Origin of the sequence: Pseudomonas reactans, assembly GCF_013385825.1 — a bacterium.
In the GTDB taxonomy this organism is placed as follows: domain Bacteria; phylum Pseudomonadota; class Gammaproteobacteria; order Pseudomonadales; family Pseudomonadaceae; genus Aquipseudomonas; species Aquipseudomonas reactans.
In genome coordinates this window covers 233,279-255,798 of the sequence record NZ_JACAPG010000011.1, presented here as the reverse complement: position 1 = coordinate 255,798, position 22,520 = coordinate 233,279, and the positions used below count along the sequence as shown (strand labels likewise).

General features: G+C 59.8%; 18 protein-coding genes and 4 tRNA genes. 5 read left to right on the top strand and 17 right to left on the bottom strand.

What is annotated here, in order from left to right; all coding sequences use genetic code 11:
• Positions 1-54 precede the first annotated feature (54 nt).
• Positions 55-3,351 (top strand): EAL domain-containing protein, encoded by a 3,297-nt coding sequence (locus HX868_RS12625; RefSeq protein WP_177003093.1) that lies wholly within the window; start codon positions 55-57, stop codon positions 3,349-3,351.
• Here HX868_RS12625 and HX868_RS12620 read toward each other — a convergent pair.
• The 13 genes from HX868_RS12620 to uvrB form a co-directional block, all read right to left on the bottom strand.
• A complete protein-coding gene (locus HX868_RS12620) occupies positions 3,348-5,273 on the bottom strand; it encodes a hypothetical protein (RefSeq protein ID WP_177003092.1) in 1,926 nt (641 codons plus the stop codon). The genes HX868_RS12625 and HX868_RS12620 overlap by 4 nt on opposite strands.
• A gap of 51 nt (positions 5,274-5,324) precedes the next feature.
• Positions 5,325-6,290: a hypothetical protein gene (locus HX868_RS12615; RefSeq protein WP_425504223.1), complete on the bottom strand. Its 966-nt coding sequence runs from the start codon at positions 6,288-6,290 to the stop codon at positions 5,325-5,327.
• 80 nt (positions 6,291-6,370) lie between these two features.
• Positions 6,371-7,141, bottom strand: a complete 771-nt coding sequence (locus HX868_RS12610) for a hypothetical protein (protein WP_177003091.1) — start codon at positions 7,139-7,141, stop codon at positions 6,371-6,373.
• Positions 7,142-7,690: 549 nt separating this feature from the next.
• Positions 7,691-8,668: a tRNA dihydrouridine synthase gene (locus HX868_RS12605; RefSeq protein ID WP_177003090.1), complete on the bottom strand. Its 978-nt coding sequence runs from the start codon at positions 8,666-8,668 to the stop codon at positions 7,691-7,693.
• 55 nt (positions 8,669-8,723) lie between these two features.
• Entirely contained in the window at positions 8,724-9,158 is a 435-nt protein-coding gene (locus HX868_RS12600; RefSeq protein WP_177003089.1) for an acyl-CoA thioesterase, read from the bottom strand.
• Between the two features lie 39 nt (positions 9,159-9,197).
• Positions 9,198-10,031: an alpha/beta hydrolase gene (locus HX868_RS12595; RefSeq protein ID WP_177003267.1), complete on the bottom strand. Its 834-nt coding sequence runs from the start codon at positions 10,029-10,031 to the stop codon at positions 9,198-9,200.
• A gap of 15 nt (positions 10,032-10,046) precedes the next feature.
• The gene (locus HX868_RS12590; RefSeq protein WP_058426896.1) at positions 10,047-10,586 is read right to left on the bottom strand and encodes a TetR/AcrR family transcriptional regulator; all 540 of its coding nucleotides are present in this window, start codon (positions 10,584-10,586) and stop codon (positions 10,047-10,049) included.
• Between the two features lie 182 nt (positions 10,587-10,768).
• Positions 10,769-10,844, bottom strand: a tRNA-Glu gene (locus tag HX868_RS12585).
• Between the two features lie 77 nt (positions 10,845-10,921).
• Positions 10,922-10,997 (bottom strand) — tRNA-Ala (locus HX868_RS12580).
• A 50-nt stretch (positions 10,998-11,047) separates the two neighbouring features.
• A tRNA-Glu gene (locus tag HX868_RS12575) sits at positions 11,048-11,123 on the bottom strand.
• 78 nt (positions 11,124-11,201) lie between these two features.
• Positions 11,202-11,277: transfer RNA gene (locus HX868_RS12570), tRNA-Ala, on the bottom strand.
• A gap of 147 nt (positions 11,278-11,424) precedes the next feature.
• Positions 11,425-12,906 carry a glutamate--tRNA ligase gene (gltX, locus tag HX868_RS12565; protein ID WP_015884987.1) on the bottom strand — a complete coding sequence of 494 codons (1,482 nt, stop codon included), beginning with the start codon at positions 12,904-12,906 and terminating at the stop codon, positions 11,425-11,427.
• 172 nt (positions 12,907-13,078) lie between these two features.
• Complete coding sequence (gene uvrB, locus HX868_RS12560) at positions 13,079-15,094, bottom strand: excinuclease ABC subunit UvrB (protein WP_177003088.1); 2,016 nt, start codon at positions 15,092-15,094, stop codon at positions 13,079-13,081.
• A gap of 343 nt (positions 15,095-15,437) precedes the next feature.
• Between uvrB and HX868_RS12555 the strand changes: the two genes are divergently transcribed.
• On the top strand, positions 15,438-16,634 hold the full coding sequence (locus HX868_RS12555; protein WP_016979489.1) for an amino acid aminotransferase: 1,197 nt from the start codon (positions 15,438-15,440) through the stop codon (positions 16,632-16,634).
• A 100-nt stretch (positions 16,635-16,734) separates the two neighbouring features.
• On the top strand, positions 16,735-16,944 hold the full coding sequence (locus HX868_RS12550; RefSeq protein ID WP_095016960.1) for a hypothetical protein: 210 nt from the start codon (positions 16,735-16,737) through the stop codon (positions 16,942-16,944).
• On the opposite strand, the gene HX868_RS12545 is transcribed toward HX868_RS12550, so the two are convergent.
• Positions 16,941-17,507 (bottom strand): hypothetical protein, encoded by a 567-nt coding sequence (locus HX868_RS12545; RefSeq protein WP_177003087.1) that lies wholly within the window; start codon positions 17,505-17,507, stop codon positions 16,941-16,943. The genes HX868_RS12550 and HX868_RS12545 overlap by 4 nt on opposite strands.
• Positions 17,508-17,568: 61 nt before the next feature.
• Positions 17,569-18,447: a putrescine utilization regulator PtrR gene (ptrR, locus tag HX868_RS12540; RefSeq protein ID WP_177003086.1), complete on the bottom strand. Its 879-nt coding sequence runs from the start codon at positions 18,445-18,447 to the stop codon at positions 17,569-17,571.
• A gap of 104 nt (positions 18,448-18,551) precedes the next feature.
• Between ptrR and HX868_RS12535 the strand changes: the two genes are divergently transcribed.
• On the top strand, positions 18,552-19,934 hold the full coding sequence (locus tag HX868_RS12535; protein ID WP_177003085.1) for an aldehyde dehydrogenase family protein: 1,383 nt from the start codon (positions 18,552-18,554) through the stop codon (positions 19,932-19,934).
• Positions 19,935-19,991: 57 nt separating this feature from the next.
• Here the strand turns inward: HX868_RS12535 and HX868_RS12530 are convergent, their stop codons facing one another.
• On the bottom strand, positions 19,992-20,297 hold the full coding sequence (locus tag HX868_RS12530; protein ID WP_016979494.1) for a protealysin inhibitor emfourin: 306 nt from the start codon (positions 20,295-20,297) through the stop codon (positions 19,992-19,994).
• Positions 20,298-20,311: 14 nt separating this feature from the next.
• Positions 20,312-21,373 (bottom strand): M4 family metallopeptidase, encoded by a 1,062-nt coding sequence (locus HX868_RS12525; protein ID WP_177003084.1) that lies wholly within the window; start codon positions 21,371-21,373, stop codon positions 20,312-20,314.
• Positions 21,374-21,487: 114 nt separating this feature from the next.
• Here HX868_RS12525 and HX868_RS12520 point away from each other — a divergent pair, with 114 nt between their 5' ends.
• Positions 21,488-22,414 (top strand): DNA/RNA non-specific endonuclease, encoded by a 927-nt coding sequence (locus tag HX868_RS12520; RefSeq protein ID WP_177003083.1) that lies wholly within the window; start codon positions 21,488-21,490, stop codon positions 22,412-22,414.
• Positions 22,415-22,520: the final 106 nt, after the last annotated feature.

Here is a 22,520-nt window from a genome sequence, read left to right as displayed (position 1 = left end):
TCCAGGCCTGAATAAAGCCGCGCCGAACGCCCATTGAGCCAAGGCCTCTTGATAATGCGCAACCCCGTCGATTCCGTGCCACCCCTGCCCCGCATCTACGCCCTTGACCCTCAAGCGGCGGAACAAAGCTGGGACAGCGCCCCGCAATTGCTGGCAGCGCTCAATGCTGCCCGGCTGGGAGCATGGTGCTGGGAAATCGACACCGGCCGCATCAGTTGGTCACGGGGCACCCAGGCGTTGTTCGGCTTTGATCCGCGCCAGCCACTGCCCAAGGACCTGGACTACCTCGACCTGCTGGCCCCCGAAGACAGTGCTCGTGTGGTGCGGGCGTTCCATGCGGTGCTGGCGGGCGAGCCGTTCGAGCAGGCCATGCATCACCGTATCCAATGGCCGGATGGCAGCCTTCATTGGCTGGAAATCAACGGCAGCCTGGCGCCGGACAAAACCGGGCGGCGCCGCATGATCGGGGTGATCCGCGAGATCACCCACCAGCGCGATCGCGAAACCGCCCTCAGCCACTCCGAAAAACGCTTCGCCACGTTGTTCCACCTGTGCCCGAACATGGTCCTGCTGACCCGCCAGGCCGACGGCCTGATCAGCGAGGCCAACCAGTACTTCGAAATGCTGTTCGGCTGGCCGCTCGCCGATGCCATCGGCCGCACCACCCTGGACCTCGGCCTGTGGCGTCACCCGGAGCAACGCGCGCAGTTGGTCAAAGCCACCCAACGCAAGGGCGAGCCGATCACCATGGAGGTGCAGTTTTGCGCCAGTAACGGCCAGATCCACGACGGCACCCTCAGCGCGCAAAAAGTCGAGCTGGAGGGCGAGGCCTACCTGATCAGCACGTTTCTGGACACCACCGAGCGTAAAAACGCCGAGCAAGCCCTCAAGGACAGCCAGGAACGCCTCGACCTGGCCCTGGACTCGGCGCAACTGGGCACCTGGGACTGGCACATCCCGACCGGCATGCTTTATGGCTCGGCCCGCGCCGCCCAATTGCACGGCCTGCCGCCGGAACCCTTCCATGAGTCGTTCGATGCGTTCTTCGAAGGCATGCCCGATGACGAGCGCGAGAGCATGCGCAATGCCTACCGCACTCTGCGTGAGGGCCCGGCCGGCAACTACCAACTGACTTACCGCGTCCCCATGGAGGACGGCAGCTCACGCTACCTCGAAAGCCGCGCACGCCTTTACCGCGATGAACACGGCGCGCCGTTGCGCATGGCCGGCACCTTGCTCGACATCACCGACCAGGTCGAACGCGAACAACGCCTGACAGCCTCCGAAGAGAAATTCGCCAGCCTCTTTCAAGCCAGCCCCGACCCGATCTGCGTCACCGGCCTGGACAGCGGTGCGTTTATCGAGATCAACCCCGCGTTTACCCAGACTTTTGGCTGGACGGCCGCCGAAGTAATCGACAAGAGTGCCGAGCAGATTGGCCTGTGGGACGAATCCAGCAAGCGCCTGCAACGGATCGAACGGGTGATCCGCGAGCAGGCACTGAGCAATGTGGCGATCGTGGTGCATCACAAGAACGGCCAGGCGCTGACCTGCGTGATCTCCAGTCGCTTGATCAAAGTGGGTGACCAACCGTGCATCGTCACCACCTTGCGTGACATCACCCAGCAACAGCGCTCGGAAGCCGCACTCAAAGCCAGTGAAGAGAAATTTGCCAAGGCATTCCATTCCAGCCCTGACGCCATTTCCATCACCGAGCGTGACACCGGCCGTTATGTGGAGGTCAACGATGGTTTCTGCCGGCTCACCGGCTATCGCGCCGAAGAAGCCATTGGCCTGACCCTGTACCAGATCGGCATCTGGGCCGACGAGAACCAACGCGCCGCGCTGCTGGCCGAATTGCAGATCAAGGGCCGCATCCATCACTTGGAAATGCTCTGGCACAACAAACGCGGCGAGTTGCTGGCGGTGGAAGTCTCGGTAGAGCCCATCACCCTGAATGAAACTCCGTGCCTGCTGCTGACTGCGCGGGACGTGAGCCTGTTGAAAAACGCCCAGGCGCAGATCCGCCACCTGGCCTACCACGACCCGCTGACCAACCTGCCCAACCGCGCCTTGTTGATGGACCGCCTGAGCCAACAGATCGCCCTGCTCAAGCGGCATAACCTGCGCGGCGCGCTGTTGTTCCTCGACCTCGACCACTTCAAGCACATCAACGATTCCCTCGGCCATCCGGTGGGCGACACGGTGCTGAAGATCGTCACCGCACGCCTGGAAGCCAGCGTGCGCATGGAAGACACCGTGGCGCGCTTGGGTGGCGATGAGTTCGTGGTGCTGCTCAGCGGCCTGGATGGCACGCGCACGGAAGTCAGCCGCCAGGTCCAGGAACTGGCTGACACCTTGCGCGAGCTGCTTTCGGAGCCGATGTTCCTGGACGGCCATCGCTTGCAGGTCACGCCGAGCATTGGCGTGGCGTTGATTCCCGATCACGGTTCCACGCCGGCAGACTTGCTCAAGCGTGCCGATATCGCCCTTTACCGCGCCAAAGACTCAGGGCGTAACACCACACAGATGTTCCACAACAGCATGCAAAAAACCGCCAGCGAACGCCTGCGCATGGAGACCGACCTGCGCCTGGCCCTGTCGCGTGGCGAGTTCAGTGTGCATTACCAACCGCAGGTGGATGCGCGCGGCAATCGCATCGTCGGCGCCGAGGCCCTGGTTCGCTGGCAGCATCCGCAGTTGGGTGCGCAGTCGCCTTCCGAATTCATCAAGGTGCTGGAGGACAGTGGCCTGATCCTTGAAGTCGGCACGTGGATCCTGGACGAGGCCTGCGCGGCCTTCCAACAGCTGATTGCGGAAGGCCTGGTCGACCCACTGAATTTCAGCCTGTGCGTAAACATCAGCCCTCGGCAGTTTCGCCAGAACGACTTCGTGGAGCGCGTGGAGCGCAGCCTCAAGCAGCACGAGTTGCCGTTCAGCCTGTTGAAACTGGAAATCACCGAAGGCATCGTGATCCAGAACCTGGACGACACCATCAGCAAAATGCGTCGCCTGAAAAAACTCGGCGTAAGCTTTGCGATGGATGACTTCGGTACCGGCTATTCATCGCTGACCTACCTCAAGCGCCTGCCGGTGGATGCGCTGAAGATTGACCAGTCTTTTGTGCGCGATGCGACCCATGACCCCAACGACGCGGAGATCATCCGCGCGATTGTCGCCATGGCCCGCAGCCTGAACCTGGAGGTGATTGCCGAAGGCGTGGAAACCCAGGACCAACTCGCGTTCCTGCAGGGCCTGGGTTGCCATTTGTACCAAGGGTATTTGCACAGCCGGCCACTGCCCATGATCGGATTCAGGGAGCGCCTGCTCGCGGGAGACAGCCGAGGTTAAACCAGTTTCAAGGCGTGACCGCCCTGTTGCATCCAGCGTGAGCCTGGCAACTCGCGTTTGACCCCATATTCATCCATGGCACCCTCCACCACGACCACCGAATGCCCGAAGTTCGCCAAGGTGCCTGGCACGCCTGATGCCAGTTCCTGCACGCTACTGGAGCGGGTAAAGGCGTACAAGCCGAGGCGGCGTAACGCATCGCCAGGAACTTCGCCGTCGTTCAGCGTTTTCAGGGCGGCGTTAAAACCGGCGCCCGCGCGGAATTCGTGATTCTCCAGTTGAGCACGCTTGGCGCTCGCCGCGTAAAGGAAGACAGCATCGTCAACCAGGCCTTTATCCTCGCCATGGAAGTTGGCAGCCGCCCGTGCCATTTCCAGCTCGGCACGGGTAAGCCGAACCGTGCAAGAGTCGCGCATGGTGATGGTGAAACCTTCTGGCGATTCAGTGACGCGCTTGAAGATTCCTGTAGGGTTTTGCCCGTACTTCATCATCGCTGCCTTGATCGCCGACACCGTGACACAGTTACCCTCAACGCCCTGATAGAAACCGCTCCAGATATTGTCGGGCTTGACGCCGACAGGTGCAGCCGGGAACTGCGCAGGCCTACCGCTGTGGGTGGCAGGTAAGTCCGCAGCAAGCTGGTAGCCATAATCCTTGCTGACTGTCGCTTGCCCACCGTTATCATCCTTGATGCCATCCGCGACTAACGCACCCGAATAGTTAAAGGTGCTGATGACGCCGACGCTGCCTGGCTCACGCAACTTGTCTGGGGACGCAACGCGTAAGAAACCCGTCAGCCCCATACCTTTCAAAACAACGTAGGTGTGCTCCCCACGCAAGGTGCTCGATAACGCTGCATCAAACTCAACCTCGCGCTCAACTTGCTTGCGCTTGGCAAAGGCGGCCAGCATGAAATTGGCGTCGGCGACCACTTGCGCGTCAGGACCGGTAAAGCGCGAGGCTTCACACGTGCGCTGCAGCTCCTGCTTTGACAGCCTCACTTCAAACCCATCTTTCATGGTGATGCTATATCCGCCCGTCGTGGCCTCGACTTTTTCAAACATGTCGGAGGGTGAGCGACCAAACCGCAGCATCATCATCTTGATGACGGCGGCATGGCTGCTCAAGTCGAATACTTCACCGAAGTTTCGCGCGGTTGCCGCGACCCCCTGCAACACCTCAGCAATGTGGCGGCGGACTCTTTTATTGGAAGAGACTACCTCGGGGAGAACTGACGGCGGCTCGGGGGCAGGCGCAATGTGGGGCTTTGGCACACTGTCGCTCACCAATGTGTACATATAGCTTCGATCGGGAGAACGCTCCCGACCAAATTGATGCGCCTTGCCAGCGTGAATCAGCGATGACCCCGCATCATAGCTCTCCGCAACCCCCGCCCGCCCTTCGGCAACACCTGTTGCAGTGGGCACGAACCGGAGATGGCCGGACAAGCCCATGCCTTTGAGCATCTTGTAGGCCGTCTCCCCCTGCAACGATTGGATCAAGACGGCCTCGAAACTTGGCGGGGCAGCCGCATTGCCACTACCTACTTGTTTGCGCTTGATGAACGCAGCCAACGCAAAATGGGCACTGCCCAATACATCATTTTCATTGCCGGCAAAACGTGACGCAGCGGCCGCCTGTTTCAACTCATGCCTGGAAAGATGCAATTGATAGCCATCTTTCATGGTCACGTCATAACCTTCGCTGTTAGCCTTTACATCGTTGAATAAATCGGTAGGACGCGGGCCAAACGTGAGCATCATCAACTTGATGACTGCGCTGTGCGAGCTTGCGTTGAAATGCTCGCCGAAACTCCGCTCCGGCACGTCAAACGCCGGGATGCGAGCGGTTTCCAAGTTGTTCGACAACGGCGCTGCCACGGGATTTGAGCGCGCGAAAGATCCAGTTGCAAACGTACTCATATCGTTCACTCTGTTATTGAAAAGTTGGACGAGTTCGTTAGAAATGCCTGATCAAACTTTGCGGTCAATCAAAGCAATGGCGTCCCCACCTGTGGGCCGGCCGCTTTTGCGCCCATAGAGTTCCTCACTCCCATCCACGACAGCCACTGAGTGCCCGCGCCGGTTGACCATGCCAATCAAAGATTTGTCAGCGACGAAGTCACGCACCGATACGCGCGCCATATGATCCTTTAGCCCCAGACGTTTGAAGCCCTCCCCCGGCCCCCACTCATCCTCACCATCGTTGAGGCTTCTTATGGCGGCTTCAAAACTTCTCCCTGCCCACCCGTCGTTATTCTCGTTCTGCGCCCGCTTGGCAGAACATGCAAACAGGAAGTGCGCATCCTTGAGCATTCCAGGATCATTCAACCCGACAAAGTTTGAACCGCGAATAGCACTCTCCAACTCCGCCTTGCTAAGTTTTACAGTCACGTCATCACGCATCACGACTTTAAATCCATCCGCAGTTTTCTCGACAGATTTGTAAATACTCTTAGGGTTTTGGCCAAATTTTTCCATCGCCGCCTTGATCGCGGAGACCGTTACGCAGTTACCATTCCGACCCTGACGAAAACCGCTGAAGATACTAGTGGGTTTTGAATCTTTAGGTTTATTGGAAAGCTCGGGAATGGGTTCGCCTTGTTTATCGGTGGGTTTAGTATCGGGAGCGGGTTGCACAGGTCGCGGCGGTACAGGTACATCATTGTTTTTTGGTTCAACCGGACGCACGTCGCCACGCAGGAGGCTTTGCAATTGGGTGAAAAACTGCTTGAACAGTTCGCCCAACATGTTGAATAAGGCGGAAGTGTCCGCGTTATCACTGAAACTATCGGACTTCACCTCTGAGTGAGGAACAGGTGTTGCAGCCCGAATACTTTCTCTTCGTGCAGAATCAAGCGATGCACGAACTGAAAGTTCCGGTGCCCGGTAAGCTTCAATCGTTGGCGGTGCAACACAGTTATGGCTTGTCGATAACATGGCTTAAGTCTCATTGAATGCCCCCTGGCCGTCACGACCAAGGAGCCAGCGCTTATGTTTAACGCATCAAGATAACCCGCTCAAAAACGTGAGCGGAGGCTGGGCCTTTTAGCTCGATGGTTGTCGAAACACGGTTGGGAGTAGCCGCTGAAATCATCAACTAAGTCATCAGGTGCGGGGCTAGTAAGGTCTTGAGTGGGCGGTGTGACCGGAGGTTGAGGCGATGGCTGCATATCAAGTGCCGGCGTCACTGCCGGTTGCGGCGCAACCTTTTCATCTGTGTGCGGGCAATGACAGTTTTGGACCTGCACTGTCACGGATGACAGCCTATTCCGCTGTGCCAGGTCGTTGGGACTGGTGGTTGAATACGTAGAATTGAGCTTTCCGTCAGGTGAAATAGTCAGTTGGGCAGGTTTTTTATCCTGCATGACTATCACCTCTGAACCAGGCTTCACCGCTACCTTCGCCTCAGCCTCAAGCGTGCCTTTGGTCTTTTCTCCCGCATCCACAGTTGCTTTGCCATCCAGGCCGGATTTTCCATCAAGGCCAGGCCTCACCTGAGATTGCGCGTCCAACTCCCCTGGCAGCTTGGCGAACACCCCCATGCCGGCCAGCATGCTACGCATCGCCTTGACCACGAACTCAAACATGGCAAACAACTTTTCCAGGGACTCCTTATTCATCAGCACACTGTTTTCTTTTGGTGCCGGACTACCGTCCTTAAGAAACTTATTCACATTGTCCACAGGCGGAGCCAATTCGAGCGGCTTATCAGCTTGTACGGAAGACTGATCAAGCTGTGCATAATGTTTATTCATCGGCATGAATTGCTTGTTCGAGACATTAGTCATGTTTTTATTCCTAAAACTGCGCCCCCCACACAAGCAGGAGAGAGACAATGATTGAGGTTAAGTGTGAAACAGCAGCGAGCTCAGCAAACTCGCAAGATTCGTGGGGCGTAACGGAGATGAGTTCCGGACAATCGAGACTTATATAAGGAAACCAAATGACCACCAGAGACTTTTCCCTATGGACCCCCATAGGAAAATCCAGGCTGTACGCGCCTCACACCCGCCAAGAGTGGAAACGTAAAGAAACACCCTATGAACAAAGCAACTTATAGAAAACAACAAAGCTATATAAAAAACATAAAGTATGTTAATCAGCGCGCACGCAGGTACCTAAGCCCCCCAAGAACATTAAAAATTAGTATCAACCGAGGCAAACATTCATACGTACTTGCATATATCTCGCAACAACACAAATAAAACACCCAAAACAAATAAACATAACAGGCTGTCCCAAGCAGTGCTGGTGACGCCAAACGCATTTTTCAGACAAAAAAAAGGCACCTTTCGGCGCCCCTTACAGCAGCAGGTGAAACACTTATATATGTAAACCTAATCTTGCAGCGCCACCGACTGTTCACGCCGACTGGGCATTCCCAGCAAACGCCCGACCTGCTCCAGATCGGTTTCCCTACGCATCAGAGTAAACAACTCCACCGCCTCTGGATAATTGCGGGTGAGCATCGCCAGCCATTGCTTCAAACGCCCCGGCGCCTGACGCTCAGTCAATTGCGCTACCGATTGGGTCCAGAAATCCTGAAGCATGGGTTGCATGTCTGCCCAGGTCATCTCGACGACTTCCTCGCCCGCCCGCGCCGCCGCAATCTGCCGCGCCAGGTCCGGACGCGCGACCAGGCCACGGCCCAGCATGATGTCTTCAGCGCCACTGACTTCGCGGCAACGCTTCCAGTCTTCGACGCTCCAGATATCACCATTGGCGAACACCGGTACCTTGACCACGTCTTGCACGCGCGGAATCCATTCCCAATGAGCAGGCGGCTTGTAGCCATCGGTCTTGGTTCGCGCATGCACCACGATATGCGCCGCGCCACCCTCGGCCAGGGCCGTAGCACAGACCAGGGCGCCATCCGGACTGTCGAAACCCAGGCGCATCTTGGCAGTGACTGGAATGTGGGTAGGCACCGCGCGGCGCACGTGCTCGACGATCTGGTTGAGCAACTCGGGCTCTTTGAGCAGCACCGCGCCGCCACGGGACTTGTTGACGGTCTTGGCCGGGCAGCCGAAGTTCAGGTCGATGACCTGCGAACCCAGTTCACAGGCCAGCGCGGCGTTTTCCGCCAGGCAGACCGGGTCTGAGCCGAGCAATTGCACACGCAGCGGCACGCCGGCAGCGGTGTGAGCACCGTGCAGCAGTTCCGGGGCGAGCTTATGGAAATACGCGGGGGTAAGCAGGCGGTCGTTGACGCGGATGAACTCGGTCACGCACCAGTCAATACCGCCGACACGGGTGAGAACGTCCCGCAGGATGTTGTCAACCAACCCCTCCATGGGCGCCAAAGCAATTTGCATGGAAAACACTCAACAAAAATCGTGGCGCAGTTTACTGGGTTTCCTACAGCAACCGTTAACCCCCTGTCAGGGCGGGGCCATAACCGTCGAGAAATTCTGCGGGCATGCGCTTGGGCTTGCCGGTGGAGAGTTCAATGCAGACAAAGGTGGTTTGCGCACGCAGCAGGGTCGCGCCATCACGCGGGCGGACTAGCTGGAAGCGCCGGGTCATCTTCAGGCGCTGGTCCCAGTCGACGATCCAGGTGGCCAGTTGTAGCTCGTCGCCTTCGTAGCCGGCGGCCAGGTAGTCAATCTCATGGCGCACCACTGCCATGGCGCGGTCCAGGCGGCGATACTCGGCAAGGTCCAGGCCCAAGCGCTGAGAGTGGCGCCAGGCACAGCGCTCCAGCCAGGACACATATACCGCGTTGTTGGCGTGCCCCAGGCCGTCGATGTCTTCAGGGGCCACCTGCAGATCGATGATAAACGGCGTTGCCAAATCCCAGCCCATGCCTTGCTCCCGGTCGATTAACTTATCCGGGGCAGTGTATCAGGCCGTTTGCCGCGCCTGTAGACGACGGCCGGCGAGCAACGCCAGCACCGCGTCGATTACGCGAGGGTCGGCCAGCACTTTCTGATGCCCTCCCTGCTCCAGGCGCAGCAGGCGGCTGTCGAACCAGGCTTCGTGAATAGCTTCAGAGGCTTTGACCGGGACGAACGTATCGTCTTCGGCGTGCACGATCAGGCCAGGGATATTCATCTGGTAGTGGGCCACATCCAAATGCTTGAGCGGCATGCCAAAGGTCTGCTCAACCTCCTGGATGAACGCCGAGCGTGCCCGCGCCGGCAAGCCAACCATCTTGGTGAAGCCCCGTAGCACATCCAGAAAGCGTGACGGTGCGGCAATACTCACCAACGCCTCGGTGCGCAAACCCAACTGCACCGCCAGCATCGCACTGGCGCCGCCCATGGAATGACCGATCACCGCGTGCAGCGGCGGCAACTCAGCGGCGGCTTCGAGCATGGCACGGGCGAACAGCAGCACATGGGCTTCACGCCCTGGCGAACGGCCATGGGCGGGACCGTCCAGCGCAATCACTGAGTAACCGTTGTCGACCAATGCCGTGATCAGGCTGGCAAATTGAGTGGGCCGCCCTTCCCAACCGTGCATCAGCAACACAGCCGGCCCTTGGCCCCAACGCAAGGCGGACAAACCAAAACGCAAGGTGATGCGCTCCGATTGCGCCAGCAGCGGCAGTTCCCAGTCACGCGGCGGCAGGTCGCGGGGTGTCATGAAGGCACGGCGCATCTTGTTGGCCACCGTTTGCGGTGCCAGGTGCCCCAGGGTGCCGTTGAAGCGACGAATCCAGGTTAACGTGCCCATCATGACAGCCCTCTTCTAGCGCACGGCCGACTTGGCGGCGCGCAGCACACGGTCAGACAACTCACCCGGCCCCAAGGCGCGGGCCAAGGCCAGGCCACCGATCATCAGCGCCATGTCGGCCAGGGCTTTATCGGTGTCTTCAGGGCTGGCGGCGAGTTGCGCGGCCATCAGCTCGCAATGCTCGTTCAGCGCTTGGCGGAATTCATCCGGCAGGCGGCTCATCTCGCCGACCGTCGCCGGGATCGGGCAGGCCTGGGCAGTTGAGTCACGGTGCTTGCGCGACAGGTAGAACGCCGCCACCAGGCTTCTGCGCTCCTCGCCGGTCAACTGTGAGTCCATGTCATCGATCGACGCACGACGCTTGGCCAGCAACTGGGTGAAGGCCTCCAGCATCAGTGCGTCCTTGCTTTCGAAGTGCGCGTAGAAACCACCGACGGTCAGCCCCGCCGCGCCCATGACTTCACCCACACTCGGTTCCGCCGGGCCGCGCTGGATCAACGCGGCGCTGGCGGCTTGCAGAATGCGTTCGCGGGTTTGCGCTTTTTTATCGCTCATCATTGCCTCCGATGTTCATGGGTTGAATATTATTACCATAATAATATTTCGCAAGCCACCGGCATGACCGCTGGTCAGAAGAGAAGAATGGGATGGAGGAAAGGTTTGGCCAAACGCCAGACAAACAAAAGGGCCATTCAATAATTGAATGACCCTTAAAAATCCCGCAGAGCGGGTAATCGTGGCGTCCCCTAGGGGACTCGAACCCCTGTTACCGCCGTGAAAGGGCGGTGTCCTAGGCCACTAGACGAAGGGGACACAAACCTTCTGTACACTGATCAGGCTGAGACTGATCGATCCAAGGACGGTGTGGCCGGAACCTTGGAACTGTAAATTGGTGGAGCTAAACGGGATCGAACCGTTGACCTCTTGCATGCCATGCAAGCGCTCTCCCAGCTGAGCTATAGCCCCAAATTTTTCGTCTCTCGACGCAGCAGACCTTGCGAACTGCTTGTTGAAACTGGCGTCCCCTAGGGGACTCGAACCCCTGTTACCGCCGTGAAAGGGCGGTGTCCTAGGCCACTAGACGAAGGGGACAAAACCTTCTGTACAACTGATCAGCGCTGAGAACTGATCGATTCAAGGACGGTGTGGCCAGACCTTGAACCTGTAAATTGGTGGAGCTAAACGGGATCGAACCGTTGACCTCTTGCATGCCATGCAAGCGCTCTCCCAGCTGAGCTATAGCCCCTCATCGGTGAGGACGGGGCGAATCTTAATGGCGCTTTGGAAGTGTGTCAAATTTATTTTCAACATTTTCCAAAATTTTTTGCCGGGATAACAATCACTTACCGTCGAAACCCCGGAAAACCGGGGTTTCGTCGTTATAGCAGGCTGATTAAGCGATAGCACCCAGCAGCTTTTCCCACTCTTTGTTTTCTTTCTTCGACACACCACCAAGCAAATCAAGGGCTTGGCGCAGGCGGAAACGGGTCAGGTCCGGGCCGAGAATTTCCATCGCATCGAGTACCGACACCGAACTGGCCTGCCCGGTGATCGCAGCAAACATCAGCGGCATGGCATCGCGCAGCTTCAATTCCAGGGACTCCACCACCGCCTGGATCGTTGCAGTGATCGCATCCTTCTCCCACTGGCGCAGACTTTCCAGCTTCCACAGGATCAACTGCATCAATTGGCGAACCTGGTCACCCGAGAGTTTCTTCGACTCAAACAGCTTAGGATCCGGATTCACACCCCCGGCAAAGAAGAAGCTGGCCAACGGCGCGACCTGGCTGAACGTCTCCACCCTGCCCTGCACCAGCGGTGCGATCTTCATCATGTACTCGGGGTTCAACGCCCACTGCTGCACACGGCTGGCGAACTCTTCCACCGGCAGGTCACGCAGCCACTGGCCGTTGAGCCACGACAGCTTCTCGATGTCGAAGATCGGTCCGCCGAGCGACACGCGGGACAGGTCGAAGTTATCGACCATTTCCTGCAGCGAGAACTTCTCGCGCTCGTCCGGCATCGACCAGCCCATACGACCCAGGTAGTTGAGCATCGCTTCCGGCATGAAGCCCATACGCTCGTAGAAGGTCACCGAGGTCGGGTTCTTGCGCTTGGACAGCTTGCTCTTGTCCGGGTTACGCAGCAGCGGCATGTAGCACAGCTGCGGTTGCTCCCAGCCGAAGTACTCGTAGAGCAGGATAAGTTTCGGCGCCGATGGCAGCCATTCTTCACCGCGCAGCACGTGGGTGATGCCCATGAGATGGTCGTCGACCACGTTGGCCAGGAAGTACGTCGGCAGGCCGTCGGTTTTCATCAGCACCTGCATGTCCATGCGGTCCCACGGGATCTCGACGTCACCGCGCAGCATGTCCGGCACCACGCACACGCCTTCGCTCGGTACTTTCATGCGGATCACGTGGGGCTCACCGGCCGCCAGGCGCTGGGCCACTTCTTCTTTCGACAGCAGCAGCGCGCGGCCATCGTAGCGTGGGGTTTCGCCACGGGCCTGTTGCTCGGCACGCATCTGGTCCAGCTCTTCTGCGGTGCAGAAGCACGGGAACGCATGGCCCATGTCGACCAGTTGCTGGGTGTACTGCTTGTAAATGTCGCTGCGTTCGCTCTGGCGATACGGGCCGTGTGGGCCGCCGACATCCGGGCCTTCGGCCCAGGTAATGCCCAACCAGCGCAGGGCATCGAAAATCTGCTGCTCCGACTCGCGGGTGGAACGCAGTTGATCGGTGTCTTCGATCCGCAGGATGAATTCACCACCGTGCTGCTTGGCAAAGCAGTAGTTGAACAAGGCGATGTAAGCAGTGCCGACGTGGGGATCCCCAGTAGGCGATGGCGCGATGCGCGTGCGGACGGTGGTCATGGCAGGTCTCGAATGGGCGATAAAACTGAAAATTGAAACAAGGGGCGAATGGTAACAGCCCGCAGCACCTTATTGTAGGAGCGAGCTTGCTCGCGAAGCTCGTCAACGATGACGCGCCCCGCGGCGTTCTCGGGTTTTTCGCGAGCAAGCTCGCTCCTACAGTGATAGAGGTTTAGACCGCCAGCAGGCGCTCGCGCAACTTGCCGATCTCATCGCGCGTCTGCGCCGCCGCCTCGAACTCCAGGTCCCGCGCCAACTGGTACATCTTCTCTTCCAACTGGCGGATGCGCTTGGTGATCTCACTCGGCGAGCGCAGTTCGTTCTCGTACTTGGCGCTTTCCTCGGCAGCCTTGGCCATGCCCTTGCGCTTCTTGCTGCGCGAGCCCGGCACGGTGGCGCCTTCCATGATGTCGGCGACGTCCTTGAACACGCCTTTGGGGATGATGCCGTTTTCCAGGTTGAACGCAATCTGCTTGTCGCGACGGCGCTGGGTCTCGCCAATCGCCCGCTCCATGGAGCCGGTAATGCGGTCCGCATAGAGAATCGCCCGGCCATTGAGGTTGCGTGCCGCACGGCCAATGGTCTGGATCAGCGAGCGTTCGGAGCGCAGGAAGCCCTCCTTGTCCGCGTCAAGGATCGCTACCAACGACACTTCCGGCATGTCCAGGCCTTCACGCAGCAGGTTGATCCCCACCAGCACATCAAAGGTGCCCAGGCGCAGGTCGCGGATGATCTCCACGCGCTCCACGGTGTCGATGTCCGAGTGCAGGTAGCGCACGCGCACGCCGTGGTCGGCCAGGTAGTCGGTCAAGTCTTCGGACATGCGCTTGGTCAGCGTGGTGACCAGCACCCGCTCCTCCAGAGCCACACGCTTGGTGATTTCCGAGAGCAAGTCGTCGACCTGGGTCAGCGCCGGGCGGATCTCGATTTCCGGGTCCACCAGGCCGGTCGGGCGCACCAGCTGCTCAATCACGCGGCCAGCATGCTCGGCCTCATAGTTGCCTGGCGTCGCCGACACAAAGATGGTCTGCGGGCTGATGGCTTCCCACTCGTCAAAGCGCATCGGCCGGTTATCCAGGGCCGACGGCAGGCGGAAACCGTACTCCACCAGGGTTTCTTTACGCGAACGGTCGCCCTTATACATCGCGCCCACTTGCGGCACGCTGACGTGGGACTCATCGATCACCAGCAGCGCATCAGGCGGCAGGTAATCGTACAGGGTCGGCGGCGGCGCGCCGGATTCACGGCCCGACAGGTAGCGCGAGTAGTTTTCGATGCCGTTGCAGTAACCCAGCTCCAGGATCATCTCCAGGTCGAAACGGGTACGTTGCTCCAGGCGCTGGGCTTCCACCAGTTTGTTGTTGGAGCGCAGGTACTCCAGACGCTCGGCCAACTCGACCTTGATGCCCTCAATGGCGCCCATCAGGGTTTCACGCGGGGTCACGTAGTGGCTTTTCGGATAGAAGGTGAAGCGCGGCAGCTTGCGGATCACCTCGCCGGTCAATGGGTCGAAGGCCGACAGGCTCTCGACTTCATCGTCGAACAGCTCGATACGGATCGCTTCCAGATCGGATTCTGCCGGATAGATGTCGATCACATCGCCGCGCACGCGGAAGGTGGCGCGGGCAAAGTCCATGTCGTTGCGCGTGTATTGCAGGCTGGTCAGGCGGCGCAGCAGTTCGCGCTGGTCGAGTTTGTCGCCGCGATCGACGTGCAGCACCATCTTCAGATAGGTTTCCGGGCTGCCCAGGCCGTAGATGCACGACACGGTGGTGACGATGATCGCGTCCTTGCGCTCCAGCAAGGCCTTGGTCGCCGACAGCCGCATCTGCTCGATGTGGTCGTTGATCGACGCATCCTTCTCGATAAAGGTGTCGGAGGACGGCACGTAGGCTTCGGGCTGGTAGTAGTCGTAGTAGGAAACGAAGTACTCCACCGCGTTGTTCGGGAAGAACGCCTTGAACTCGCCGTACAGCTGCGCGGCCAGGGTCTTGTTCGGCGCCAGCACCAGGGTGGGACGATTGATCTGCGCGATCACGTTGGCGATGCTGAAGGTCTTGCCCGACCCGGTCACCCCGAGCAGGGTCTGGTGCGCCAGTCCGGCTTCTATGCCTTCGACCATCTGGCGAATGGCTTCCGGTTGATCGCCGGCGGGTTCAAAGCGGGTGACGAGCTGGAAATCCGACATAACGTACCTCGTGAAGTCACCCCAGACTCGAAACCGCCAGGGACGAAATAGCTCAGCAACCCGCGAAAAATCATCGCAGGTTGCAGGAAAAAACCATGATAGCTGTAGAAGTGGTGGCGAATGTGACGGGTTTCAAGGCAATCGCCCTACGCGCCCTGACCGATCAATGTTGCAATAAGACTAACGGTCAGCAAATAAACCGAAAAACTTGGCCGAAAAGCCGTTTCGGCTGTCGCCTCAGGCGGTGAGGGTCTCTATACTAACTCCCCGTTTGTGCACCGCTCTAGTGCATTCGGCTGGAGCGCGACACGTCCCTCCTACCCCCCATAGAGCTGCCGCAAAAATGAGCCTGTTCTCCGCTGTCGAAATGGCACCACGCGATCCAATCCTGGGCCTCAACGAAGCATTCAACGCCGATACACGAACCACCAAGGTCAACCTTGGCGTGGGCGTTTACTGCAACGAGGAGGGGAAGATTCCACTCTTGCGTGCCGTTGCCGAAGCGGAAGCCATTCGCGTGGCGCAACACGCCGCCCGTGGCTACTTGCCAATCGACGGCATCGCGGCCTACGACAAGGCCGTGCAAACCCTGCTGTTCGGCGCTGAATCGCCACTGCTGAACGCTGGCCGCGTCACCACCGTGCAAGCGGTAGGCGGTACTGGCGCGCTGAAGCTGGGTGCTGATTTCCTCAAGCAACTGCTGCCAAACGCCGTCGTCGCCATCAGCGACCCGAGCTGGGAAAACCACCGCGCCCTGTTCGAAACCGCCGGTTTCCCGGTGCAGAACTACCGCTACTACGATGCCGCCACCCACGACGTGAACCGTGCCGGCCTGCTCGAAGACCTCAACGCCCTGCCGCCCCAGTCCATCGTGGTACTGCACGCTTGCTGCCACAACCCGACCGGCGTCGACCTGAGCCCGGCCGACTGGCAGAACGTGCTGGACGTGATCAAGGCCAAGAACCTGGTGCCGTTCCTCGACATGGCCTACCAGGGCTTTGGCGACGGCATCCACGAAGACGCCGCCGCCGTGCGCCTGTTCGCTGAATCGGGCCTGACCTTCTTTGTCTCCAGCTCGTTCTCCAAGTCGTTCTCCCTGTACGGCGAACGGGTGGGCGCACTGTCCATCGTCGGCGACTCCAAGGAAGAAAGCGCGCGCATCCTGTCCCAGGTCAAACGCGTGATCCGCACCAACTACTCCAACCCGCCGACCCACGGCGCGGCGATCGTTGCTGCGGTACTGAACAACCCAGAACTGCGCGCCCAGTGGGAAGCCGAACTGGCCGAAATGCGCCTGCGCATCCGTGGCATGCGCGAGCAGATGGTGGCCGAACTGGCCAAGGCTGCTCCGGGCCACGACTTCAGCTTCGTCGGCCGCCAGCGTGGGATGTTCTCCTACTCCGGCCTGACCGTTGAGCAAGTCACCCGCCTGCGCAGCGAGTTTGGTATCTACGCACTGGATACCGGCCGTATCTGTGTGGCGGCGTTGAACCAGTCGAACATTGACGCAGTCACAAAGGCAATCGTTCAGGTGCTGTAAACCTGCAGCTGTTGCACCATAAGGGGAAGCCGATGGCTTCCCCTTTTTTGTCTCCAGCCCCTAGACTGAACCTTGACCGCCCCTTTGCTGTGAGAATGCTATGAGAAACGACGACCTGGACCTGCGCGCCGACCGCGACGAACTGCATGACTACGCCCCACGCACACCGCAACCCAAGCGCCAGAAGAGCCTGGTGCTGCAAGTGGCACTGGGAGTGTTCCTCGGCGGCCTGGCACTGTGGCTGGTGCAATTGGGGGCGACCGCACTTATGGCCAAGCTGGCCATGGGCACCCTGCAATTTGGCGGCTAGCGCGTTGCCCTGGCAAAGTGAATGGTGGAAAAGTGAGTGATCCACCAATACAACATTGCCAGGCCGTAACCTGTAAGAAATGCTCCGGCGGATGAATAAAGCACCTGAATCCAGGGGGCCTCATAAATGCATTTGCGGGTGCAATTGGGTTCTTCCGGAAACGTCACCGTCAGCAAGAACACGCCAATCCCCATCATCGTCACCACAGGCAAGATCGCAAGGTGGCGCCGCCTGCCCACCAACGATTTAAAAAACATTTCCCGATAAGGCACCCACCTTGCAATCAGCACGGCGTAGAAAGCAATAGAAAGCCAGGCCCAAACAAAAATCAGCCGTGTAATCTCAGGAAAAAATGACTTTCTGGCCCATGTTTCAATGGACGGCAACGTGTCAGCCGCACTGCTCACCAAAATGCCGGCCCACGCCAGATTGAGAAAATCCTCGCTGAAGCCGCCGTACACCACAATCGATATAAACAGCAGCGGCACCCAAGCGATGGGGCGCAGCAAAAATCTATCTTCAGTGGGTGTTTCAACGATTTTCGAGTCATCGGGTTTAAGCATGCCGCGCCCTGCTTGCCAAGGTTCACACAGACGAGCGTAGCCCAGAATCTCCCATTCACCGTCACGCCACCTCGCGAATCGCCCCCTGCTCCTCCAACAACTTCACGAAACTGTTCAAACTCTGCGACACCGTCCCCCGCCGCCAGATCAGCCAGGTGTGCAGGATCCGGAAATTGTCCGTCAGCGGCCACACGCTCACCGCCGTCGACCCTGGCATGCTGTCCAGCATGCTGCGCGGCATCAGCGCCAGGCCCGCGCCGGCGCTGACGCAGGCGAGCATGCCGTGGTAGGACTCGATCTCGAAGATCTTGCCCGGCACCGCGCCGTCCTGTGCAAACCAGCGTTCCAGGTGATGCCGGTACGAGCAGTTGGAGCGAAAGGTGTAGATGCTCTCCCCGTTCACGTCCTGCCCACGGGTGATCGGCGCATGATGCAGCGGCGCGATCACCACCATCTCTTCCTCGAACACCGCCACGCCTTCCAGGGTCGCGTGCAACAGCGGGCCGTCGACGAACGCCGCCGTCAGCCGCCCGGACAACACGCCTTCGATCATGGTGCCTGAAGGCCCGGTACTCAGGTCCAGCTCGACCTTGGTGTGTTTCTGGTTGTACGCCGCCAGCAGCGCCGGGATACGCACCGCCGCTGTGCTCTCCAGCGAACCCAGAGCAAACGCGCCCTGGGGCTCCTCCCCCGCCACGGTTGCGCGGGCTTCCTGTACCAGGTCGAGAATGCGCCGCGCATAACCCAGGAAATTCCACCCGGCCGGGGACAGGCGCAGGCGGCTTTTCTCGCGGATGAACAGCTCCACACCGAGGTCCTGCTCCAGTTGCTTGATGCGCGTGGTCAGGTTCGACGGCACCCGATGAATCAACTGCGCGGCGGCGCTGATGCTGCCTTGCTCGGCAACGGCCTTGAAGATTTCCAGTTGCACCAGGTCCAAATCATTCTCCAATCGTGAATGTATTGCTTAATATTATTCAGTTTCCAGAAAAGATATAGCCCCGTACGCTGAACCCCACTTAATTCACTCAGCAGGACGGTGCCATGAACGCGACTACCCACGCCCTCTCGATCAACCCGGCCAACGGCGAAACGGTCGGCAGCTATCCGTATGAAACCGCGCAGCAACTGGACGCCGCCCTCGACCGCTCCACCCTCGCCTTCCGCGCCTGGCGCCGCCAGCCGGTGAGCCAGCGCGCCGAGTTGCTGCTGAGCCTGGCCAGCGCCCTGCGCGAACAAGCCGAAGACATGGCGCAGATGATCACCCTGGAAATGGGCAAACCCATCGCCCAGGCCCGTGCCGAAATCGAAAAATGCGCGCAACTCAGCGAATGGTACGCCGCCCATGGCCCGGCCATGCTCGCCCCGGAACCCACCCTGGTGGACAACGGCAGCGCGCAGATCGAATACCGCCCACTGGGCCCGATCTTCGCCGTGATGCCGTGGAACTTCCCGGTATGGCAAGTGCTGCGCGGCGCCGTGCCGACGATGCTGGCCGGCAACACCTATGTGCTCAAACACGCACCGAACGTGATGGGCAGCGCCTATCTGATCCAGCGGGCGTTCCAGCAGGCCGGTTTCGCCGAAGGCCTGTTTGAAGTGGTCAACGTGACCAACGAAGGCGTGTCCAAAGCCATCGCCGACCCACGCATCGCCGCCGTTACCCTTACCGGCAGCGTGCGCGCCGGTATCGCCATTGGCTCCCAGGCTGGCGCGGCGCTGAAAAAATGCGTGCTGGAACTGGGCGGCTCGGACCCGTTCATCGTGCTCAACGACGCCGACCTCGACGCCGCCGTGCAAGCCGCGCTGATCGGTCGTTTCCAGAACAGCGGCCAAGTCTGCGCCGCCGCCAAACGCCTGATCATCGAGGAAGGCGTAGTGGAGGCCTTCACCGCCAAATTCCTGGAGGCCAGCCGTGCGTTGGTGATGGGCGACCCGACGTCAGCCACCACCTACATCGGCCCGATGGCACGTTTCGACCTGCGCGACGAGCTGCATGGCCAGGTCCAGGCGACCCTGGAAGAAGGCGCGACCTTGCTGCTGGGCGGTCAAAAAGTGCCGGGGGCCGGCAACTACTACGAACCCACCGTGCTGGCAGGCGTCACCGACCAGATGACGTCGTTCAAACAGGAACTGTTCGGTCCCGTGGCCTCGATCATCACCGCCCGTGACGCCGACCATGCGGTGGCCCTGGCGAATGACAGTGAGTTCGGCCTCACCGCGAGCCTCTTCACCACCGACCCGGCCAAGGCGCGCGACATCGCCAACCAGTTGGAAACCGGCGGCATCTTCGTCAACGCCTTCAGCGTTTCCGACCCTCGGGTGGCGTTTGGCGGGATCAAGAAGAGTGGTTTCGGCCGCGAGCTGTCCCACTTCGGTGTGCGGGAGTTCTGCAACGCGCAGACGGTGTGGCTGGATCGCAAGTAAGCCTGAACCGGTGCTTACCGGTGGCGAGGGCGCTAGCTCCCGTTGGCTGCGGCCGCCTCAACAGCGCACATGCCGCCGCACACACTGCACCAACCCATCCAACGCCTGCGACTTCACCGGCGCGAGCACGCAAACCGTGTGCTCGCGCTCGTCTTCCTTCACCGTCAGGGTGTAATGCACCTGCCCAGGTTTACCCGGCGCAGGTGCATGGCTTTGCGGCAATTGAAAGAAGTCGCATGCCTCGACAAGCCGCCGCAGTTCCTGCTGATCTTGCTCCGGCAGCGCATCCAGCTCCACCGTCTGTGGCTTGGCCAAGCCCGGAAAATAACCGGGCCCGCCGTTTTCCTTGATCGAAATTTGCATGGCTGTTCCTCACATCAGACAGAAATGCCGACCGCCTTCCAACCGTCCTTGACTGCCTTCTGTTCATCCTTGTTCGCGCCATAAAGTCGGCCTGCAACATCGTAAGTAATGCGCGCAAAGCGCAGGAACCCCGAGTTGGGCCGCAGCCGCGCATCCCGCAGCGCGTCGTACCAGATACGCCCGGCGCGCTCCCAGGCAAAACCGCCGAGCTTGGTCGCCACCTGGTAGAACGCATGGTTGGGAATGCCGGAGTTGATATGCACCCCGCCATTGTCCTCGTAGGTCTGCACAAAATCATCCATGTGCCCCGGCTGAGGGTCCTTGCCCAGCAGTTTGTCGTCAAATGCCGTGCCGGGGGCTTTCATCGAGCGCAGGGCGGTGCCTTTGATCTTTTTGGTGAACAGTCCTTTGCCGATCAACCAATCGGCGTCTTGCGCGCTTTGCTTCAAGGCATATTGCTTGATCAATGAGCCGAACACGTCCGACAGCGACTCATTCAGTGCTCCGGACTGATTGAAATACATCAGCTTGGCCTCATCCTCGGTGACGCCATGGGCCAACTCATGACCAATCACGTCGAGCGCCACCGTGAAGCGGTTGAACAATTGCGCATCCCCATCCCCAAACACCATCTGGGCCGAGTTCCAGAACGCATTGTTGTAGTTCTGGCCAAAATGCACCGTGGCGTCCAACGCCATACCGGCGTCGTCGATGGAGTTACGATCGAAGACCTGATCGAAAAAATCGAAGGTAGCGCCCAACCCATCGTAGGCTTCGTCCACCGCGGCATCCCCGCTGGCGGGTTGTCCCTCACCACGCACCAGCGTGCCCGGCAGGCTGTCGGTGCCCTCGGCGCTGTAGATCGAGCGGCGCTTATCCGCGCCCATGGCCAGGGCCATGTGCGCCGGCCCTTTGGCAGGCTCGGCGACCATGCGCAACGAGCGAAAGGTCGTGTCCTTGGCGCGGGTGCGCAACGCGACCTCCCGTTGCGCTTTATCACCATTGCGCGCGATCTGGTCGAGCATGTAGGGCGGGATCAGGCAGAAAATCGGGTTACGGTCATGGCGATCACACATCGGCTGGCTCCTTGTCGGCAATGACTGTTTGAGGATAGTCCCCCGGGGTTAACGCGCATCATCAATTGTCATTAAGCTATGTTGCAGTCGTGTTTATCCAAGGAGGACTGACCGATGCCCGCACGCAAAACCAAAATCGACCTTTCATACCGCCCCCGGCTCGCTGACCTGCGCCCGTTGATCGCACCGAGCCCCACGCTGCTGGAGGCGCGCGCCGCGACACCCCGCGTCACCTCCGCCAAAGACTTGAAGGACCGACGCGGCTACGCCGAGGACTTTCTCGGCAACTTCGGGGTGCCCTGGCCCACGGTTGAAGAAGCCTTGTCGGGAGACGCACAGAAGCGCCTGGACTACACGCACTTCTCGATCACGATGTCACGCGCCAAGCGACTGGCGCTGTACGTGGGCGTCAACATCGACGGTGGTCAGCACGTAGAGATCATTCGCAGCAACGACACCTGGGCCTACGACGGCCGCCTGCCCGTCGACGCGCAGGTGGGCGAAGCGCTGTATGCCAGCAATGGCCTGGATCGCGGCCACCTGGTCCGCCGACAAGACCCCAACTGGGGCGACGAGGCGCAAACCGCCAACCTCGATACCTTCCATTTCACCAACTGCTCGCCGCAGATGAGCGGGTTCAACCAGAAGACCTGGCTGGAGCTCGAAGACTACATCCTCGATAACACCCAACGCTGGAAAGCCCGCGCCACGGTGTTTACCGGCCCGGTGTTCGCCGACGACGACCGGGTGTACCGAGGCGTGCAGATCCCCAAGGCGTTCTGGAAAGTGGTCGCCTACCTCAGCGACAACGGCAAGCCTAGCGCGAGTGCCTACATGATTGACCAGAGCCGCGAACTGGGCCAACTCGACCTGGTGTTCGGCCAGCTCAGGACCTACCAGCGCAGCGTGATCCAGATCGAGCGCCTGACCGGCCTGCGCTTCGGCAACCTGGCCGACTACGACGGTTTCAGCAACGAAGAGCGCGCCACCGGCACGCGGATTGAAGCGCTGATACAGGGGCCTGAAGACATTCGCCTATGACCGACGCTTCACATGTTGAACTGCGTCACACCCAACACCAACCACGATGCGAAGCGAGCCGCTCTTGATCTTGCTCTTGATCTGGCTTTTGATCTCAGGCGCCCCG

Excerpts from the sequence above, each read along its gene's own strand:
- gltX (WP_015884987.1), bottom strand. The coding sequence starts at position 12,906 with ATGACCACCGTCCGCACGCGCATCGCGCCATCGCCTACTGGGGATCCC.
- HX868_RS12530 (WP_016979494.1), bottom strand. The coding sequence starts at position 20,297 with ATGCAAATTTCGATCAAGGAAAACGGCGGGCCCGGTTATTTTCCGGGC.
- HX868_RS12535 (WP_177003085.1), top strand. The coding sequence starts at position 18,552 with ATGAACGCGACTACCCACGCCCTCTCGATCAACCCGGCCAACGGCGAA.
- uvrB (WP_177003088.1), bottom strand. The coding sequence starts at position 15,094 with ATGTCGGATTTCCAGCTCGTCACCCGCTTTGAACCCGCCGGCGATCAA.
- HX868_RS12605 (WP_177003090.1), bottom strand. The coding sequence starts at position 8,668 with ATGCAAATTGCTTTGGCGCCCATGGAGGGGTTGGTTGACAACATCCTG.
- HX868_RS12525 (WP_177003084.1), bottom strand. The coding sequence starts at position 21,373 with ATGTGTGATCGCCATGACCGTAACCCGATTTTCTGCCTGATCCCGCCC.
- HX868_RS12550 (WP_095016960.1), top strand. The coding sequence starts at position 16,735 with ATGAGAAACGACGACCTGGACCTGCGCGCCGACCGCGACGAACTGCAT.
- HX868_RS12590 (WP_058426896.1), bottom strand. The coding sequence starts at position 10,586 with ATGAGCGATAAAAAAGCGCAAACCCGCGAACGCATTCTGCAAGCCGCC.
- HX868_RS12625 (WP_177003093.1), top strand. The coding sequence starts at position 55 with ATGCGCAACCCCGTCGATTCCGTGCCACCCCTGCCCCGCATCTACGCC.
- HX868_RS12555 (WP_016979489.1), top strand. The coding sequence starts at position 15,438 with ATGAGCCTGTTCTCCGCTGTCGAAATGGCACCACGCGATCCAATCCTG.
- HX868_RS12545 (WP_177003087.1), bottom strand. The coding sequence starts at position 17,507 with ATGCTTAAACCCGATGACTCGAAAATCGTTGAAACACCCACTGAAGAT.
- HX868_RS12615 (WP_425504223.1), bottom strand. The coding sequence starts at position 6,290 with ATGTTATCGACAAGCCATAACTGTGTTGCACCGCCAACGATTGAAGCT.
- HX868_RS12600 (WP_177003089.1), bottom strand. The coding sequence starts at position 9,158 with ATGGGCTGGGATTTGGCAACGCCGTTTATCATCGATCTGCAGGTGGCC.
- HX868_RS12520 (WP_177003083.1), top strand. The coding sequence starts at position 21,488 with ATGCCCGCACGCAAAACCAAAATCGACCTTTCATACCGCCCCCGGCTC.
- HX868_RS12595 (WP_177003267.1), bottom strand. The coding sequence starts at position 10,031 with ATGGGCACGTTAACCTGGATTCGTCGCTTCAACGGCACCCTGGGGCAC.
- HX868_RS12620 (WP_177003092.1), bottom strand. The coding sequence starts at position 5,273 with ATGAGTACGTTTGCAACTGGATCTTTCGCGCGCTCAAATCCCGTGGCA.
- HX868_RS12610 (WP_177003091.1), bottom strand. The coding sequence starts at position 7,141 with ATGACTAATGTCTCGAACAAGCAATTCATGCCGATGAATAAACATTAT.